This is a genomic window from Burkholderia sp. FL-7-2-10-S1-D7 (genome assembly GCF_001524185.1).
GTDB classification, from domain to species: Bacteria; Pseudomonadota; Gammaproteobacteria; order Burkholderiales; family Burkholderiaceae; genus Burkholderia; species Burkholderia diffusa.
Map to the genome: position 1 here is coordinate 1 of NZ_LOWY01000079.1, position 13,674 is coordinate 13,674.

The following is a 13,674-nucleotide window of genomic DNA, read 5'->3' on the forward strand; positions in this document are numbered from 1 at the left end:
CCGTTCACGAGGATCTCGCCCTGCTGGAACGGCTCGAGGCCGTTGACGGTCTTGATCAGCGTCGACTTGCCGGAGCCGGACGGGCCGCACACGACGACCACTTCGCCTTTCTTCACGTCGGTCGTGCATTCGGCGAGGACCTGAAACTGGCCGTACCACTTCGAAACGTTACTGATGGAAATCATGAAAGTACCTGCATCGTAATGAGGCGCGCGCGGCGCCGGTTCAGCGCGCCTTCGCGACGCGATGGCGCTGCTCGAGCGCGCGGGCATACCACGTCAGCGGGAAGCACATCGCGAAGTAGAGCAGCGCGACCATCGCGTAGATCGGAAACGGCTTGAATACCGCGTTGGTGATGATGTTGCCGGTCTTGGTCAGTTCGGTCAGCCCGATGATCGACGTGAGCGCGGTGCTCTTCACCGCCTGCACGAGGAAACCGACGGTCGGCGCAAGCGCGATCTTCCACGCCTGCGGCCACACCACGTAGCGCAGCCGCTGCACCCACGTCATGCCGAGGCTCGCCGCCGCGTGCCACTGGCCGTGCGGCACCGCGTCGACGCAGCCGCGCCAGATGTCGGCCAGATAGGCGGTTGCGTTCAGCGTCAGCACGACCGACGCCGCAACCCAGGGCGTCACGTCGATGCCGACGAGCGGCAACCCGAAGAAGCCGAGGAACAGTTGCATCAGCAACGGTGTGCCCTGAAACAGTTCGACGTACAGGATCACGAAGCGGCGCAGTGCCGGCACGGGCGAGATGCGCATCGCAAGCAGCGCGAACCCGGCGACGCTGCCGCCACCGAACGTGATCAGCGACAGCAACACGGTCCAGCGCGCGGCGAGCAGCAGGTTCCATGCAATGTCCTGGAAAGTGAATTCGATCATCGCGCGCGTTCCGTCGGCAAGTGGGTCTCGGGGGAGCGGGCGCGCCACGCGAGGCGGGCAACCCGGGTGCGCCGCGGCGCGGCAGCCGCGCCGTGCGGCGCGCGGCCGGAGAACAGCCGTCGGCCGACGCGATTGAGCAGCATGCGCAGTGCGATCGACAGCAGCAGGTAGATCGCCGTCACGACGATGTAGATCTCGAACGCGCGGAAATTGCGCGACTGGATGAAGTTGGCCGCGTAGGTCAGGTCGGGCACCGAGATCTGCGACACGACCGCCGAGCCGAGCATCACGATCAGTACCTGTCCGAGCAGCGCGGGGTAGACGTTCGCGAGCGCCTGCGGCAGCACGACGTGGCCGAACACCTGCCGGCCGTGCAGCCCGAGCGCACGCGCGGCCTGAACTTGCCCGTGCGGCACCGATTCGATCCCGGCGCGCAGGATCTCGACCGCATAGGCACCGAGGTTGATCGTCATCGCGAGCACGGCCGCCTGCGCTTCGTCGATGTGTACGCCGATTCCGGGCAGCCCGAAGAAGATGAAGAACAACTGCACCAGGAACGGCGTATTGCGGATCAGCTCGACGTAAGACGCGACGAGCGCGCGCGCCCAGCGCGGGCCGGCGAGCGCGGCCCACGCGCCGGCGGTGCCGATCAGGCCGCCCAGAACGGTAGCGGCCGCGGTCAGGCCGAGCGTCACGCCGATGCCGCGCGCGAGCATGCCGGCGTAGGGGCCGAAATCGCTGAAGTCGAACACGTAGGTCATCGCGATGCCTTGGGTCGAGAATGCGGGGCGGTGGCGGTGCGCATCACAGATCGGTCGGCAGTGCCGCGTGCAGCCACTTCTGCGACAAGGTGTTCAGCGTGCCGTTCTTCTTCGCGCCGGCGATCGCGTCGTTGACCTTCTGCATCAGACGCGGTTCGTTCTTGTTCAGGCCGACGTGGTCGGGCGAGCTGAACAGCGAGAACTTCTGTTCGGGATCGATCGACGGATGGCGCGCGATGATCGTGGCGCCGACGTCGTTGCCGACCACCAGCAACTGCGCTTGCCCCGACAGGAACGCCGCGATCGCGCCGTTCGGGTCGTCGAAGCGCTTGATCGTCGCGCTGGGCGGCGCGACCTTGCTGACGCTCAGGTCCTCGAGCGTGCCGCGCGCGACCGCGACCGATTTGCCGGCGAGATCGGCGTTGCCCTTCACGGCGAGCGACTTCGGGCCGAACACCGCAAGATAGTACGGTGCATACGCGTTCGAGAAGTCGATCACCTTCGCGCGTTCCGGCGTCTGTCCGACCGACAGCAGCATGTCGGTCTTGCGGTCGGCGAGATACGCCATCCGGTTGTCGCCGGTGACCTGCACGAGTTCGACCTTCGCGCCGAGCGCCTTGCCGATCAGGTTCGCCATGTCGATGTCATAGCCTTGCGGCTTCATGTCGGGCCCGATCGAACCGAAGGGCGGGTAGTCCTCGAACACGCCGATGCGGACGACGCCCGATTTCGCGATCGTGTCGAGCGCGTCGGCGTGCGCGAGCGGCGCGAAGGCGGCAAGGCCGCTGGCGCAGGCGCAGAGGAGGGCGGTACGGGCGAGCAGGCGTCGCACGAGGCGGTTGGCTTGGGTCGATGCGTTCATGGTGAGATCCTTGTTGCTGCGCTGGGGAGGAAAGGGAAAATCAGGCGCCGCGTGCGGCGATCAGCTTGCATGCATGCGCGGGCAGTTCGGCGGCAACCGGCATGCCGACGTGCAGGTCGGGCGTCTCGCGCGGCGTCGTCGTCGCCGTCAGCGTGAAGCCGCGGCAGTTGATCGTCGCTTCGATCGATGCGCCGACGTCGCGCACGAACGTGATCGTGCCGGCGAGCGTATTCGGCGCCGCAGCCGGCTGGCCCGGCCGCACGCACACGTCCTCGGGACGAATCAGCAGGCGCACGGCGTCGGTCGCGCGTGGCGTGTCCGGCGCGCGCCGGATCGCGAGACGCTGCCCGCCGGGCAGGACGATGGCGTCGTCGCCGTCGCACGCGACCGGCAGGATATTGCCGAGGCCGATGAAGTCCGCGACGAATTCGTTGACCGGATTGCGATAGATATCGAGCGGCCGGCCGACCTGCTGGATCCGGCCTTTCTCCATCACGACGATCTCGTCGGCCATCGTCATCGCTTCGCGCTGGTCGTGCGTGACCATGATCGTCGTGATGCCGAGCCGTTGCTGGAGCAGCCGGATCTCGACCTGCATCGCCTCGCGCAGCTTCGCGTCGAGTGCCGACAACGGTTCGTCGAGCAGCAGCAGGCGCGGCGACGATGCGATCGCGCGCGCAATCGCGACGCGCTGGCGCTGCCCGCCCGACAGTTGCGTGACGAGCCGGTCGGCCATGTGCGGCAGCTGGATCAGCTCGAGCAGCTCGGCGACGCGCCGAGCCTGCGCGGCCTTGTCCGTCTTGCGCAGCCGCAGCGGATACGCGATGTTCTGCGCGACGGTCATGTGCGGAAACAGTGCGAGCGACTGGAACACCATGCCGAAGTCGCGCCGGTTGGCGGGCACGTTCGTGAGGTCGCGGCCGGCGAACGTCACGGTGCCGGAGGTCGGCGTTTCGAGACCGGCGATGATCCGCATCAGCGTGGTCTTGCCGCAGCCGGACGGGCCGAGAAAGCAGACGAGCTTGCCGTCCGGCACCGACAGGTCGACGTGATCGACCGCATACGCCTGATGGAAGCGCTTCGTCACGCTCTGGAGGATGAGCTGGTTCATGAGGGTTCCTTGCACGGGCGAGGGCGAGGCGGTGCGCGCGTCAGAGCGCGACACCCTTGTCGCCGACGAGTTTTTCGAGCATCCAGATCAGCGCGAAGTCGATCGCGACCGTGAACACGGCGAAGCAGAACACGGTCGGGTCGAGCGACGACACGGTGCGGCTGTAGAGCCAGACCGGCAGCGTCATCGTGTCGATGCTGTACAGGAAGAACGTCACCGTGAATTCGTTGAACGACACGATGAAGGCGAACAGCATGCCGGCGAGGATGCCGGGCCGCATCAGCGGCAGCACGACGTCGACGAGCGCGCGGCGCGGGCTCGCGCCCATCAGGCACGCGGCTTCTTCGAAATCGGGGCCGATCGACGCGACCGAGGCCGCGCAGTTCTTCACCGTGAACGGCAGTGTCAGGATCACGTGCGCGACGACGAGCCGCACGATGCCGAGTTCGACCGGCAGCGCGTTGAACACGATCAGCAGCGCGAGGCCGAGCATCACGAGCGGATAGACGATCGGCAACGCGACGAGCTGCTCGACGAGCGTCTTGCCGCGGAAGCGGTAGCGAGACAGCGCGTAAGCCGCGGGTACCGATACGGCGGTCGCGATCAGCATCGTCGCGACCGCGACGACGAGGCTCGTCGTCAGCGCGGCGCCCATCGATTGCGCGCTACCCGCATCGGACGACACGAACGTCTGCCACGCGGTGCGATACCAGTGCAGGCTGAATTCGCGCGGCGGGAATTCGAGCGTGCCCGATGCGCCGAATGACATCGTGATCATCGTCACGATGGGCAGCGACGCGAGGAACAGCACGAGCGTCGCGAGTGCGCCGGTCACGCGTCCGAGGCGGCCGGGCATGGGCGCGCGCAGGAGCAGGGCATTCATCGGTTCACCTCGTCGGCACGTTGCAGGGCGCGCACGAGGCGCTGCGAAACCGCCATCACGACGAGCGTCGCGCCCATCAGCACGGCGCCGGATGCCGAGGCGGCGGGCCAGTTGAGCAGCGGCGCGACCTGGTCGTGCACGAGCACGGCGAGCATCGGCACGCGCCGGCCGCCGAGCAGCAGCGGCACCGCGAACGCGCTGGCGTTGTACGCGAACACGAGCAGCGCGCCGGAGACGAGGCCGGGCATCGCGAGCGGCAGCGTCACGTGCCGCAGCGTCTGCCAGCGGCTCGCGCCGAGCGTCGCGGCGGCTTCGTCGTACGCGCGTGACACCGCGCGCAGCGCGCTCGACAACGGCAGCACCGCGAGCGGGAATGCGGTCTGGATCAGTCCGAGCAGCACCCCGTGCTCGCGGTACAGCAGCTGCAGCGGCCGATCGACCAGGCCGGTGGCCAGTAGCGCGCGGTTGATCAATCCGGCCGGCCCGAGCATCACGAGCCAGCCATAGCCTTGCAGCAGCAGGTTCACGAGCAGCGGCAGCAATACGCCGGCGAGCATCAGCCGGCGCGCGAGCCGCGATTCGGTGCGCGCCATCGCGAGCGCGACCGGGATCGCGAGCAGCACCGCGCACACCATGCTCTGGAACGCGAGGCGCAGCGTGAGCCACAGCGACGTCGCGAAGTACGGGTCCGCGAGGTCGATGTAGTTCTGCAGCGTGAAGGTCCGCCATTCGTCGCCGGACACGCCGATGCTCATTCGCAACACCGTGAGCGTCGCGGCGGCGAGCACCGCGAGGAACGCGAGGATCGGCGCGAGCAGCAGCCAGGGCGGCACGCCGGGCAGCGCGGGCGCGGCGTCCGACCCGGCACCGGCCGGAGCGGCGGCCGGCGCCGTATCGCGGGGGGAGGACAGAGAGGCCATGTCGTTACGCCGAGAAGAGGCTCGTGTAGCGCTTGATCCACGCCGGCTGGACGATCGCGAGCGCCTTGTCGTCATGCAGCACGGCTTTCTCCGCGATCTGCTGCGGCGACGGCACGAACGCGCGGCTTTCCGCGGGAATCACGGCCTTCGCGTTCACGGGCCCGTTGAGCACGTCGGCCGCCATCCGCCCCTGCACGCCCGCGTCGAGCGAATGGTTGATGAACGCGTGGATCAGGTCGAGGTCGCCAGGATGCGCCTTCGGGATCACGGTAAACATCAGTTGCGTCGCGAAGCCTTCCTTCATCCCGTATGTGACGCCCATCTTGTAGTCGGGCTTGCGGATCTGATCCGGGAAGAACGCAGGTGAATAGATGCCGCCGATGTCGAGCGAGCTGGTGCGGAACAGGTCCGCGACCTGGTTCGGGTTTTCACCGAGGGTCATCACGCGATCCTTGAGCTGCGCGAGCTTCGTGAACCCCGGATCGATGTTCTGCTGCGAACCGCCCGCCAGCTTCGCGGCGATGATCGCGAGGTCGACCGCTTCGGCCCACTCCGGCGGCGGCAGGAACAAGCGACCCGCATACTTCGGATCCCACAGCGCCTCGTAGCTCGACGGCGCGCTCTTCACGGTCGCCGTGTTGTAGATCAACCCGTCCGACCACAGCAGGTAGCCGATGCCGAAGCCGTTCGCGCCCGTGCGGTATTGCGGCGCGACGTCCTTCAGGTTCGGCAGCCGGTTCAGGTCGGGCTTCGCGAGCAGGCCCGCGTCGGCGAGGCCGGCCGCGCCGACGCCCGCGAGCGTGATGACGTCGTAGGTCGGCCGCTCGCCCGCGGCCTTGACCTTCGCGACCATCCCTGACGTGCCGTCCGCGCGGTCGGCGATCACGCGCGCGCCCGTCTGCTTGCTGAAGGTTTCCGCGATGTTGCGCAGCGCGGCCGCGCCGGTATCGTCAGACCACGTGAGCAGGCGCAGTGTCTTGCCGGCGAAACGGCTCGACTGTGCCTTCGCAGTACTGATGAACGGCATCGGAATGGCGGATGCGGCGAGTGCCGTGCCGAGCGTTTTGATCACCTGCCGTCTTCCCGCCTTGAAGTGTTGCATGGCCGTCTCCTGATGAACGATGCCGTGTGGTCCGATGCCGGTCGCCGAACTGCGGCGTGGGGTGTGGATGAACTGTAGGGAGGTCAAATTTCCGCAACAAACGAAATATCCGCATGCGCGGCATGACATAAACGCATGGGCCGTCGACCTCAGCCGGCCGGTGTCATGACCTGCTTGATCTCCTGAAATGCGGCCAACCCGAACGGGCCGAGCTCGCGCCCGAGGCTGCTGCGCTTGTAGCCGCCCCATGAGGTTTGCGGATAGATCAGTTGCGGCGTGTTGATCCAGACGACGCCCGCCTCGAGCGCATTGGCGACCCGCCTGCCGCGCGCCGCGTCGCGCGTGACGACGGTGGCGACGAGCCCGTATTCGGTATCGTTGGCGGCCGCGATCGCGTCGTCCTCGGTGTCGAACCTGCGGACGCACAGCACCGGTCCGAAAATCTCGTCGCGCCATAACGCGCAGGTGTCCGGCACGTCGGCGAACAGCGCGGGCCGGATGAAGTACCCGGGGCCGGCGAGCGCGTCTCCGCCCGTCACAAGCCGCGCGCCGTCTGCCTGACCTTGCGCGATGTGGCGCATCACGCGTTCGTATTGGGCGCGGTTGGTGAGCGGCCCCATCTGTACGCCGGGCGCGAACGGGGGGCCGACGACGGTCGTATCGATCCGTCGTGCGAGGCGCGCGATCAGGTCGTCGGCGAGAGGGGCCGCAACGAGCACGCGCGAGGTCGCCGAACACATCTGCCCGGCGTTGAACAGGCCGCCGCCCGCGATCAGTTCGACTGCGTGATCGAGGTCGGCGTCGTCGAACACGACAATCGACGACTTGCCGCCGAGTTCGAGACCGACGCCCTTGATCGTGTCCGCGGCCGTTTTCATGACCTGTGCGCCGACCGCCGTGCTGCCGGTAAACGACACCTTCGCGACGAGCGGATGCGCGCACAGCGGGGCGCCGACGTCGTGGCCGGTGCCCGTCACGACGTTCAGCACGCCGGGCGGCAGGCCCGCTTCGGCAATGATCGCGGCGAGTTCGAGCTCGGGCAGCGGCGTGATTTCGGACGGCTTCAGCACGACGGCGCAGCCGGCGGCGAGCGCGGGCGCGAGCTTCCACGCGGTCGTCACCATCGGGAAATTCCATGGCACGATCAGCGCGGCGACGCCGGCCGGTTCGCGCCGGATCCATGCACGATGGTCACCGCCCGGCAGCGCGATCTCGGTTTCGCCGTCGGTGTCGAGGGCGTCCGCAAGGCCCGCGTAGTAGTCGAAGGTGGCGATCACGTCCGCGACGTCGATCTCGGCTTCGGCGAACGGCTTGCCGTTGTTGAGCGACTGCAGCGTCGCGAGCCGCGTGCGTCGAGCGTCGACGCCGCGCGCGATCGCGCGGAGCAGGGCTGCGCGCCCGGCGCCCGTCGTGCGTTTCCAGCCGGGAAACGCGCGCGATGCAGCCTGCACGGCACGCTCGACGTCGGCCTCGCCGCCCGCGCTGACGTTGGCGATGACCGCTTCCGTCGACGGGTCGACGACGGGCAGCGTCGCGCCGCTGAAACTGGTGCGCCAGGTACCGTCGATGAAGTGGCGCGTGTGCAGCGGTGGCTCGAACGCGAGATCCGGTGTCGTGCTCATCGCTGCACCTGATCGAACCAGGTTGCCTCGTCGATTTCGATCACGGTCGGAATCGTCCGTGCCGTGGCGTCGCGCAGCGCGTCGGTCAACGCGTCGGGTGTCGCGGCCGTGTGCGCCGCGCAGCCGAAGCCGCGCGCGAGTGCCTGGAAATCGGGCGTATACGGATCGACGCCGACCGGCGTGATGTCGCGCGCGACCATGTATTTGCGGATCTCGCCGTAGCCGCGGTTGTTCCAGACGATCACGATCACCGGCATGCGGGCCTCGACCGCGCTCGCGAGCTCCGGCAGCGTGAATTGCAGGCCGCCGTCGCCGATCAGGCACACGACAGGCCGCGCGGGCGCGGCGAGCTTTGCGCCGATCGCGGCGGGCAGCCCGTAGCCGAGCGTGCCGTAGCCGGTCGACGAGTTGAACCAGCTGCGAGGCGCCGGCGCGTCGTGCGTGAAGTTGCCGACATAGACGGGGCTCGTCGAATCGCCGGCGATGATCGCACCGGGCAGCGCCGTGACGATCGTGTCGATCAGCAGCGCCTGGGCGCGCGCGGCGCCGTCGTGGCCGGACGCGATCGCCGCGCGCACGGCGGCCACCCGCGGCGCGCCCCAGCCGGGCTCGGGCGCCGGCGCCGGCCGCTCATGCAGGCGGGTCGACAGCGCGCCGAGCGCCAGCCGCGAATCGCCGGCGATGGCGATTTCCGCGCGCGCATTGCGCATCAACTGTTGCGCGTCGATGTCGATGCGGATGAGCCGGCCGTCGATCGCGAAGCCGCCGTCGAACGTGACGTCGTAATCGGTTTCGCCGAGTTCGGTGCCGACGGCGAGCACCACGTCGGCCTCGCCGATTGCCGCGCGAGTGGCCGGCAGCGACTGCGTGGAGCCGATCAGCAACGGGTGGCCGGCCGGCAGCAGGCCCTTCGCGTTGATCGTCAGCGCGACGGGGGCGTGCAGGCGTTCGGCGAGTTCGCGCAGTTCCGCCGCGGCGTGGACCGCGCCGCCGCCAGCCAGTATCAGCGGCCGGCGAGCGTGCGCGAGCAGGTCGGCGGCTGCGGCAAGGGCGTTCGCGTCCGGTGCCGGGCGCGCGGGCAGCGCGAGCGGAGCGGCGGGCAGCGCGGGCGCCGGCATCACGATCACGTCGAGCGGGATCTCGATGTGCACGGGCCGCGGACGCGCGCTTTCGAAAACCGCGAATGCGCGCGCGAGGACCTGCGGCAGGTCCGCCGCATCGAGCAGCGTGTGCGAGAACGCGGTGAGCCCCGCGAACACGTCGCGCTGCGACGGCAGCTCGTGCAGGCGGCCGTCGCCGCTGCCGAGCTCGCGCCGCGCGTTGACGCTCGAGATCACCAGCATCGGAATCGAATCCGCATAGGCCTGTGCCATCGCGGTCGCGATATTGGTCATCCCCGGCCCGGTGATGATGAAGCAAACCCCCGGCCGGCCCGTGACGCGGGCATAGCCGTCGGCCATGAATCCGGCCCCCTGTTCGTGGCGCGGCGTCACGTGACGGATCGACGATGCGGCCAGGCCGCGATACAGCTCGACGGTATGCACGCCGGGAATGCCGAACACGCATTCGACGCCCTGGCGTTCGAGGAGGTCGACGAGCGCTTCGCCGCAGGTGCGGGGGCGGGCATGGAACGGTGCCGCCGTGGCCGCGAGGGCCTCGGCGATGCAGGAGACGGGGGCTGGATGGTTCATGGATCGTGACGTGCCGATTGGGAGGGGGAGTGGCCCGTACCGCAAGCAAGGGGCATGAAGCGGATTGTCGGCGTCGATCGGCGCTGCCAACAATCGATAAGTTTTCATGCGGCGCATGAGCGCCGTGCATGGCGGAGTCGTTGCTTGTCGCAGCCACGATCGGCGTTACGACGAACCGGTTCAATGGCACGGTTGCCGTATCGTTTCGCACTGCGTGAAGCAGGAAGGCACGTCCAAGGGGCGTCGACGTCGTCTCCAAGGACGCGCGCCCCCCCTGTTCGGACTGAATTCCGCTACCGGCCTTATTTGCGTCGCGCGTTTTCGTCCAGGCGTCGCGTCAGTAGCGTCGGTACGCGGACCTGATGCAATGCCAGGCCCACGTACCACCGATTCGATCGGTCATGCGCTCGCGCGGATATCCGGCGTTGCCGAACCGGACCAGCCGCCGGTATGCCCGGCTCGGCCTGCAAGCGAGCCCGCGACGGTCAATGCAGCTCGCTGAAGCGCGGATCGATATACGCGTCGACGTCCTGCGACTGTTTGTACACGGCATTGCGCACGTTGAACGCATTCGCGTTGCGGGTCGACCCGTAGATCGAGTCGAGCCCGTCGCCCTTGCGGAACGCTTGCTTCGCGGCCGCCGCGTCGAGCAGGTGCGTGCCTTTCAACAGCGGGAGATATTGCGCGGGCGTAAGGCCCACGCGCGCCGACATGATCTTCACCGCATCGGCCTGCGTCTTCGGGTCGTTGATATAGGCGACGCAGCGATACCAGACCTTGACCACCTTCGCCCAGTCGGCCCGACGCGCGGCGAGGCTCGCCGGCGCGACCGTGATCGCATCGTAGATCAGCCCCGGCGCATCCGCCGACGTGAAGATCGCCCGTGCGCCGGGTGCGCGTTTCAACGCCTCGCCCGCGTTCGGCTGCCATGCGGCCACCGCGGCGATGTCGGTCGACGAACCGAGCACCTGCGGCAGTTCGTTCGTCTTCGCGTTCACGAGCGTGACGTCGCCGTCCTTGAGCCCGTGTTTCTGCAGCGCGGTTTCGAGCAGCAGGTGATCGACGAGGCCGAGCTCGACGCCGACCTTCTTGCCTTTCAGGCCTTCGACGGTGCGCAGCGGCGGCTTCGCGACGATCATGTCGTTGCCGGCTGAGTAGTCGGTCAACAGGATCATGACGTTCTTCGCGCCGGCCGCGCCGGTGACGAGCGCATCGCCGTTGGTCGCCGCGACCGCGTCGAGCTTGCCGGCGGAAAACGCGTCGAGCGATGCCGAATAATCGAACCATTCGAAGTCGACGTCGACGCCGGCTTCCTTGAACCAGCCCTTGTCGAGCGCGACCTGGAACGCGACCCAGCCCGGCCAGTCGCTGTAGCCGATTTTCAGCGGCGCCGCCGCATGCACGGCGGGCGCTGCCAGCAGCGCGGCTGCCGCGACGGTGGCGCCGAATGCATGACGGATGGAACGGAAGAAGCGGAAGAAACGGAGGGACGGCAGGCGGCGGAACGCCAGGGCGGGACGGGTCATCGTTGTTCTCCAGGAGACCGGGATCGGGATCGTCGATTCGGACCGTGCCTGTGCGCGGTCCGGCCGCGTGGCCGGTTCCTGTGGATGCGGAACGAGAAGCGGCCACGGAGAGGCGCGACGGCCGTTGCCATCGCCAATCTCCCGGGCTTTTGTCCCGCCGTGTAGCGCGCGTGCATCCGGTCTCGCGATCGGACGAACCCGTGCCGGGCTGCTCTCGGACCAGACGTTCGATGAACCGGAACCCTAGCACCCCTAAGATGCGACGCCGCCGCACCTCTCGGCATCATGCCGAGCGAGAAGCGTGCCAATGACGCGCGGCAACGCGATTCAACGGCGGCGGACGGCGCGCTGAAGTTCGATGAAGCGGGCGGAGAACAGCGCGCTCAATGCGCGCCGGAGCAGGTCGAGCTTGTTCATGAAGAGTGGGGTATCGAGTGAGGATGCACCTGTTCAGCAATGCCCATGCCATCGCGGACCGCGCGGTGCGCACGTGCGCGATGCGCACTGCGACGGTGCGCGATCGCGTGCGCATGGTGCGTCGCACGCCCGCCGCGAGGGCAAGCCGCCGCCGCCGATGCGTGCATGCCGTGCGTCATCGGGCCGTCGTGCCGCGTCGTGCGGTGATTGCGCGACGGCTGGCACGCAACTCGCTTTATCGACCCCCGAGAGGTGCGAAGCAATTTGCATCATCTTCAGGATCGCTAGGGTTCCGGTCGTGCGGCGTTCGCGCCGCGCGATGACTGGTCCGAGAGCAATCCGGTCTTGCCTTCGCCTCGATTCGAGGTAACGGCGAGGCTCCACGGAGGGATAAAAGCCCGGGAGGTCGCGATGTCGTTCGGTCGCCCTCTCACGCCTTTTGTCCAACCGACCACGGAGCCGCCATGTCGCCGAGCCCCCAAGCCGTCCCTGTCCTTGTGCCACCGCCACACGTCGCGTGGGAAACGCTGATCCCCGCAGGAACCCACTGGTCCGGCATCCTGCGCCGCGGCCTCGCACTGCGCATCGTCGATGTCGACGGCGGCGCGAACCTGTCCGCCGTCTTTCATCGCCAGGAAGATCCGCTCGAACGCTACAACATGGCCGACACGCTGAAGGCGCAGCACACCGCGCACCTCACGCGCGGCCATGCGCTGTATACGGACATGGGACGCGTGATCGCGTCGATCACGGCCGACACGCTCGGCTGGCACGACCCGCTCGGCGGTGTCGGCGATGCGCGGTTGTTCGCGCACAAGTACGGCACGACCTCGTACCAGGCCGATCGCAACGCGATGATCCGCAACGGGCGCGACAGCCTCGTGCTCGAGCTCGCGAAATACGGACTGTCGGCGCGCGATCTCGCCGCGAACGTCAACTTCTTCAGCAGGCTCGACGCGCGCGACGACGGCACGCTCGATTTCGTCGCCGGCCATTCGCCGGCCGGCAGCGCGCTCGACCTGCGCTTCGAGATGAACACGCTGGCGGCATTCTCGACCGCGCCGCATCCGCTCGATCCGCGTGCGGACTACGCACCGAAGCCCGTGAAGTTGATCGCGTACCGCGCGTATCCGGCGGACGGCGCCGCGCCCGAGGACGACCCGTGCCGCCGCGCATGCGCGGAGAACATGCGCGGCTTCGCCAACACCGACCGTCTGTTCGCGTAAGGAGCCCTTCAATGCCGATCATCGAAAGCCGTCTCCACCCGCGCGACGCGATCCACGACACCACGCTGAAAGCGGGCGAACCGTGGCTGCACGACCTGAAACTCGGACAGGTCTTCCGCATCCTCGACCTGGAAGGCAACCAGGCGGTCGACACGTTGTTCTATCGCACCGACGACATCGAGGAGCGCTACAGCGCGCAGGACACGATTCGCGCGCAGCGCAACCTGTACCTGAGCGCGGGCAGCGTGCTGCTGTCCAGCCGGGGCAACCCGATGGTGACGATCGTCGCCGATACCTGCGGCCGCCACGACACGCTCGGCGGCGCGTGTGCGGCCGAGAGCAACACCGTGCGCTATGCGCTCGACAAGCGTTACATGCACAACTGCCGCGACAGCTTCCTCAACGCGATTGCGCACTGCACGTGCGGCGCGGGCGCTCGGCTCGGCAAGCGCGATCTCGTCGGCAACGTCAACTTCTTCATGAACGTGCCAGTGACGCCGCTCGGCGGGCTCACGTTCGAGGACGGCATTTCCGCGCCCGGCAAGTACGTGGAGATGCGCGCGGAGATGGACGTCACCGTGCTGATCTCGAACTGCCCGCAACTCAACAATCCGTGCAACGGCTACAACCCGACGCCCGTGCGCCTCACGATCTGGGAGGCTGAATGAACT

At 68.0% G+C, this 13,674-nt stretch carries 13 protein-coding genes and 2 riboswitches; of the genes, 2 read left to right on the plus strand and 11 right to left on the minus strand.

The window, feature by feature from the left end; all coding sequences use genetic code 11:
* The 11 genes from WS75_RS23895 to WS75_RS23945 form a co-directional block, all read right to left on the minus strand.
* Positions 1-185 (minus strand): ATP-binding cassette domain-containing protein (locus tag WS75_RS23895; protein WP_156429871.1); only part of this gene is annotated, 185 nt, incomplete at its 3' end.
* A 40-nt stretch (positions 186-225) separates the two neighbouring features.
* Positions 226-882 carry an amino acid ABC transporter permease gene (locus WS75_RS23900; RefSeq protein ID WP_059683859.1) on the minus strand — a complete coding sequence of 219 codons (657 nt, stop codon included), beginning with the start codon at positions 880-882 and terminating at the stop codon, positions 226-228.
* Positions 879-1,643, minus strand: coding sequence for an amino acid ABC transporter permease (locus WS75_RS23905; RefSeq protein WP_059683861.1), 765 nt, complete (start codon positions 1,641-1,643; stop codon positions 879-881). Before WS75_RS23905 ends, WS75_RS23900 begins: the two co-directional genes overlap by 4 nt.
* Before the next feature lie 43 nt (positions 1,644-1,686).
* Entirely contained in the window at positions 1,687-2,505 is an 819-nt protein-coding gene (locus WS75_RS23910) for a transporter substrate-binding domain-containing protein (RefSeq protein WP_156429872.1), read from the minus strand.
* Positions 2,506-2,545: 40 nt separating this feature from the next.
* A complete protein-coding gene (locus WS75_RS23915) occupies positions 2,546-3,616 on the minus strand; it encodes an ABC transporter ATP-binding protein (RefSeq protein ID WP_059683863.1) in 1,071 nt (356 codons plus the stop codon).
* Between the two features lie 40 nt (positions 3,617-3,656).
* A complete protein-coding gene (locus WS75_RS23920) occupies positions 3,657-4,499 on the minus strand; it encodes an ABC transporter permease (protein ID WP_059683865.1) in 843 nt (280 codons plus the stop codon).
* Positions 4,496-5,419, minus strand: coding sequence for an ABC transporter permease (locus WS75_RS23925; RefSeq protein WP_059683867.1), 924 nt, complete (start codon positions 5,417-5,419; stop codon positions 4,496-4,498). Before WS75_RS23925 ends, WS75_RS23920 begins: the two co-directional genes overlap by 4 nt.
* A 4-nt stretch (positions 5,420-5,423) precedes the next feature.
* Complete coding sequence (locus WS75_RS23930; protein WP_059683869.1) at positions 5,424-6,521, minus strand: ABC transporter substrate-binding protein; 1,098 nt, start codon at positions 6,519-6,521, stop codon at positions 5,424-5,426.
* A 149-nt stretch (positions 6,522-6,670) separates the two neighbouring features.
* Entirely contained in the window at positions 6,671-8,143 is a 1,473-nt protein-coding gene (locus WS75_RS23935) for an aldehyde dehydrogenase family protein (protein WP_059683871.1), read from the minus strand.
* Positions 8,140-9,834, minus strand: coding sequence for a 5-guanidino-2-oxopentanoate decarboxylase (locus WS75_RS23940; protein WP_156429874.1), 1,695 nt, complete (start codon positions 9,832-9,834; stop codon positions 8,140-8,142). Before WS75_RS23940 ends, WS75_RS23935 begins: the two co-directional genes overlap by 4 nt.
* A 485-nt stretch (positions 9,835-10,319) precedes the next feature.
* Complete coding sequence (locus WS75_RS23945; RefSeq protein WP_059683873.1) at positions 10,320-11,360, minus strand: ABC transporter substrate-binding protein; 1,041 nt, start codon at positions 11,358-11,360, stop codon at positions 10,320-10,322.
* Positions 11,361-11,496: 136 nt separating this feature from the next.
* A riboswitch (guanidine-I (ykkC/yxkD leader) is annotated at positions 11,497-11,618 on the minus strand.
* Positions 11,619-12,050: 432 nt separating this feature from the next.
* A riboswitch (guanidine-I (ykkC/yxkD leader) is annotated at positions 12,051-12,184 on the plus strand.
* A gap of 57 nt (positions 12,185-12,241) precedes the next feature.
* Between WS75_RS23945 and WS75_RS23950 the strand changes: the two genes are divergently transcribed.
* Together WS75_RS23950 and WS75_RS23955 are read left to right on the plus strand one after the other, a co-directional pair.
* Positions 12,242-13,003: an urea amidolyase associated protein UAAP1 gene (locus tag WS75_RS23950; RefSeq protein ID WP_059683875.1), complete on the plus strand. Its 762-nt coding sequence runs from the start codon at positions 12,242-12,244 to the stop codon at positions 13,001-13,003.
* Between the two features lie 11 nt (positions 13,004-13,014).
* The gene (locus tag WS75_RS23955) at positions 13,015-13,671 is read left to right on the plus strand and encodes an urea amidolyase associated protein UAAP2 (protein WP_059683877.1); all 657 of its coding nucleotides are present in this window, start codon (positions 13,015-13,017) and stop codon (positions 13,669-13,671) included.
* Positions 13,672-13,674: the final 3 nt, after the last annotated feature.

Coding starts and splice junctions, on each gene's coding strand:
- WS75_RS23900 (WP_059683859.1), bottom strand. CDS start 882: ATGATCGAATTCACTTTCCAGGACATTGCATGGAACCTGCTGCTCGCC.
- WS75_RS23905 (WP_059683861.1), bottom strand. CDS start 1,643: ATGACCTACGTGTTCGACTTCAGCGATTTCGGCCCCTACGCCGGCATG.
- WS75_RS23910 (WP_156429872.1), bottom strand. CDS start 2,505: ATGAACGCATCGACCCAAGCCAACCGCCTCGTGCGACGCCTGCTCGCC.
- WS75_RS23915 (WP_059683863.1), bottom strand. CDS start 3,616: ATGAACCAGCTCATCCTCCAGAGCGTGACGAAGCGCTTCCATCAGGCG.
- WS75_RS23920 (WP_059683865.1), bottom strand. CDS start 4,499: ATGAATGCCCTGCTCCTGCGCGCGCCCATGCCCGGCCGCCTCGGACGC.
- WS75_RS23925 (WP_059683867.1), bottom strand. CDS start 5,419: ATGGCCTCTCTGTCCTCCCCCCGCGATACGGCGCCGGCCGCCGCTCCG.
- WS75_RS23930 (WP_059683869.1), bottom strand. CDS start 6,521: ATGCAACACTTCAAGGCGGGAAGACGGCAGGTGATCAAAACGCTCGGC.
- WS75_RS23935 (WP_059683871.1), bottom strand. CDS start 8,143: ATGAGCACGACACCGGATCTCGCGTTCGAGCCACCGCTGCACACGCGC.
- WS75_RS23940 (WP_156429874.1), bottom strand. CDS start 9,834: ATGAACCATCCAGCCCCCGTCTCCTGCATCGCCGAGGCCCTCGCGGCC.
- WS75_RS23945 (WP_059683873.1), bottom strand. CDS start 11,360: ATGACCCGTCCCGCCCTGGCGTTCCGCCGCCTGCCGTCCCTCCGTTTC.
- WS75_RS23950 (WP_059683875.1), top strand. CDS start 12,242: ATGTCGCCGAGCCCCCAAGCCGTCCCTGTCCTTGTGCCACCGCCACAC.
- WS75_RS23955 (WP_059683877.1), top strand. CDS start 13,015: ATGCCGATCATCGAAAGCCGTCTCCACCCGCGCGACGCGATCCACGAC.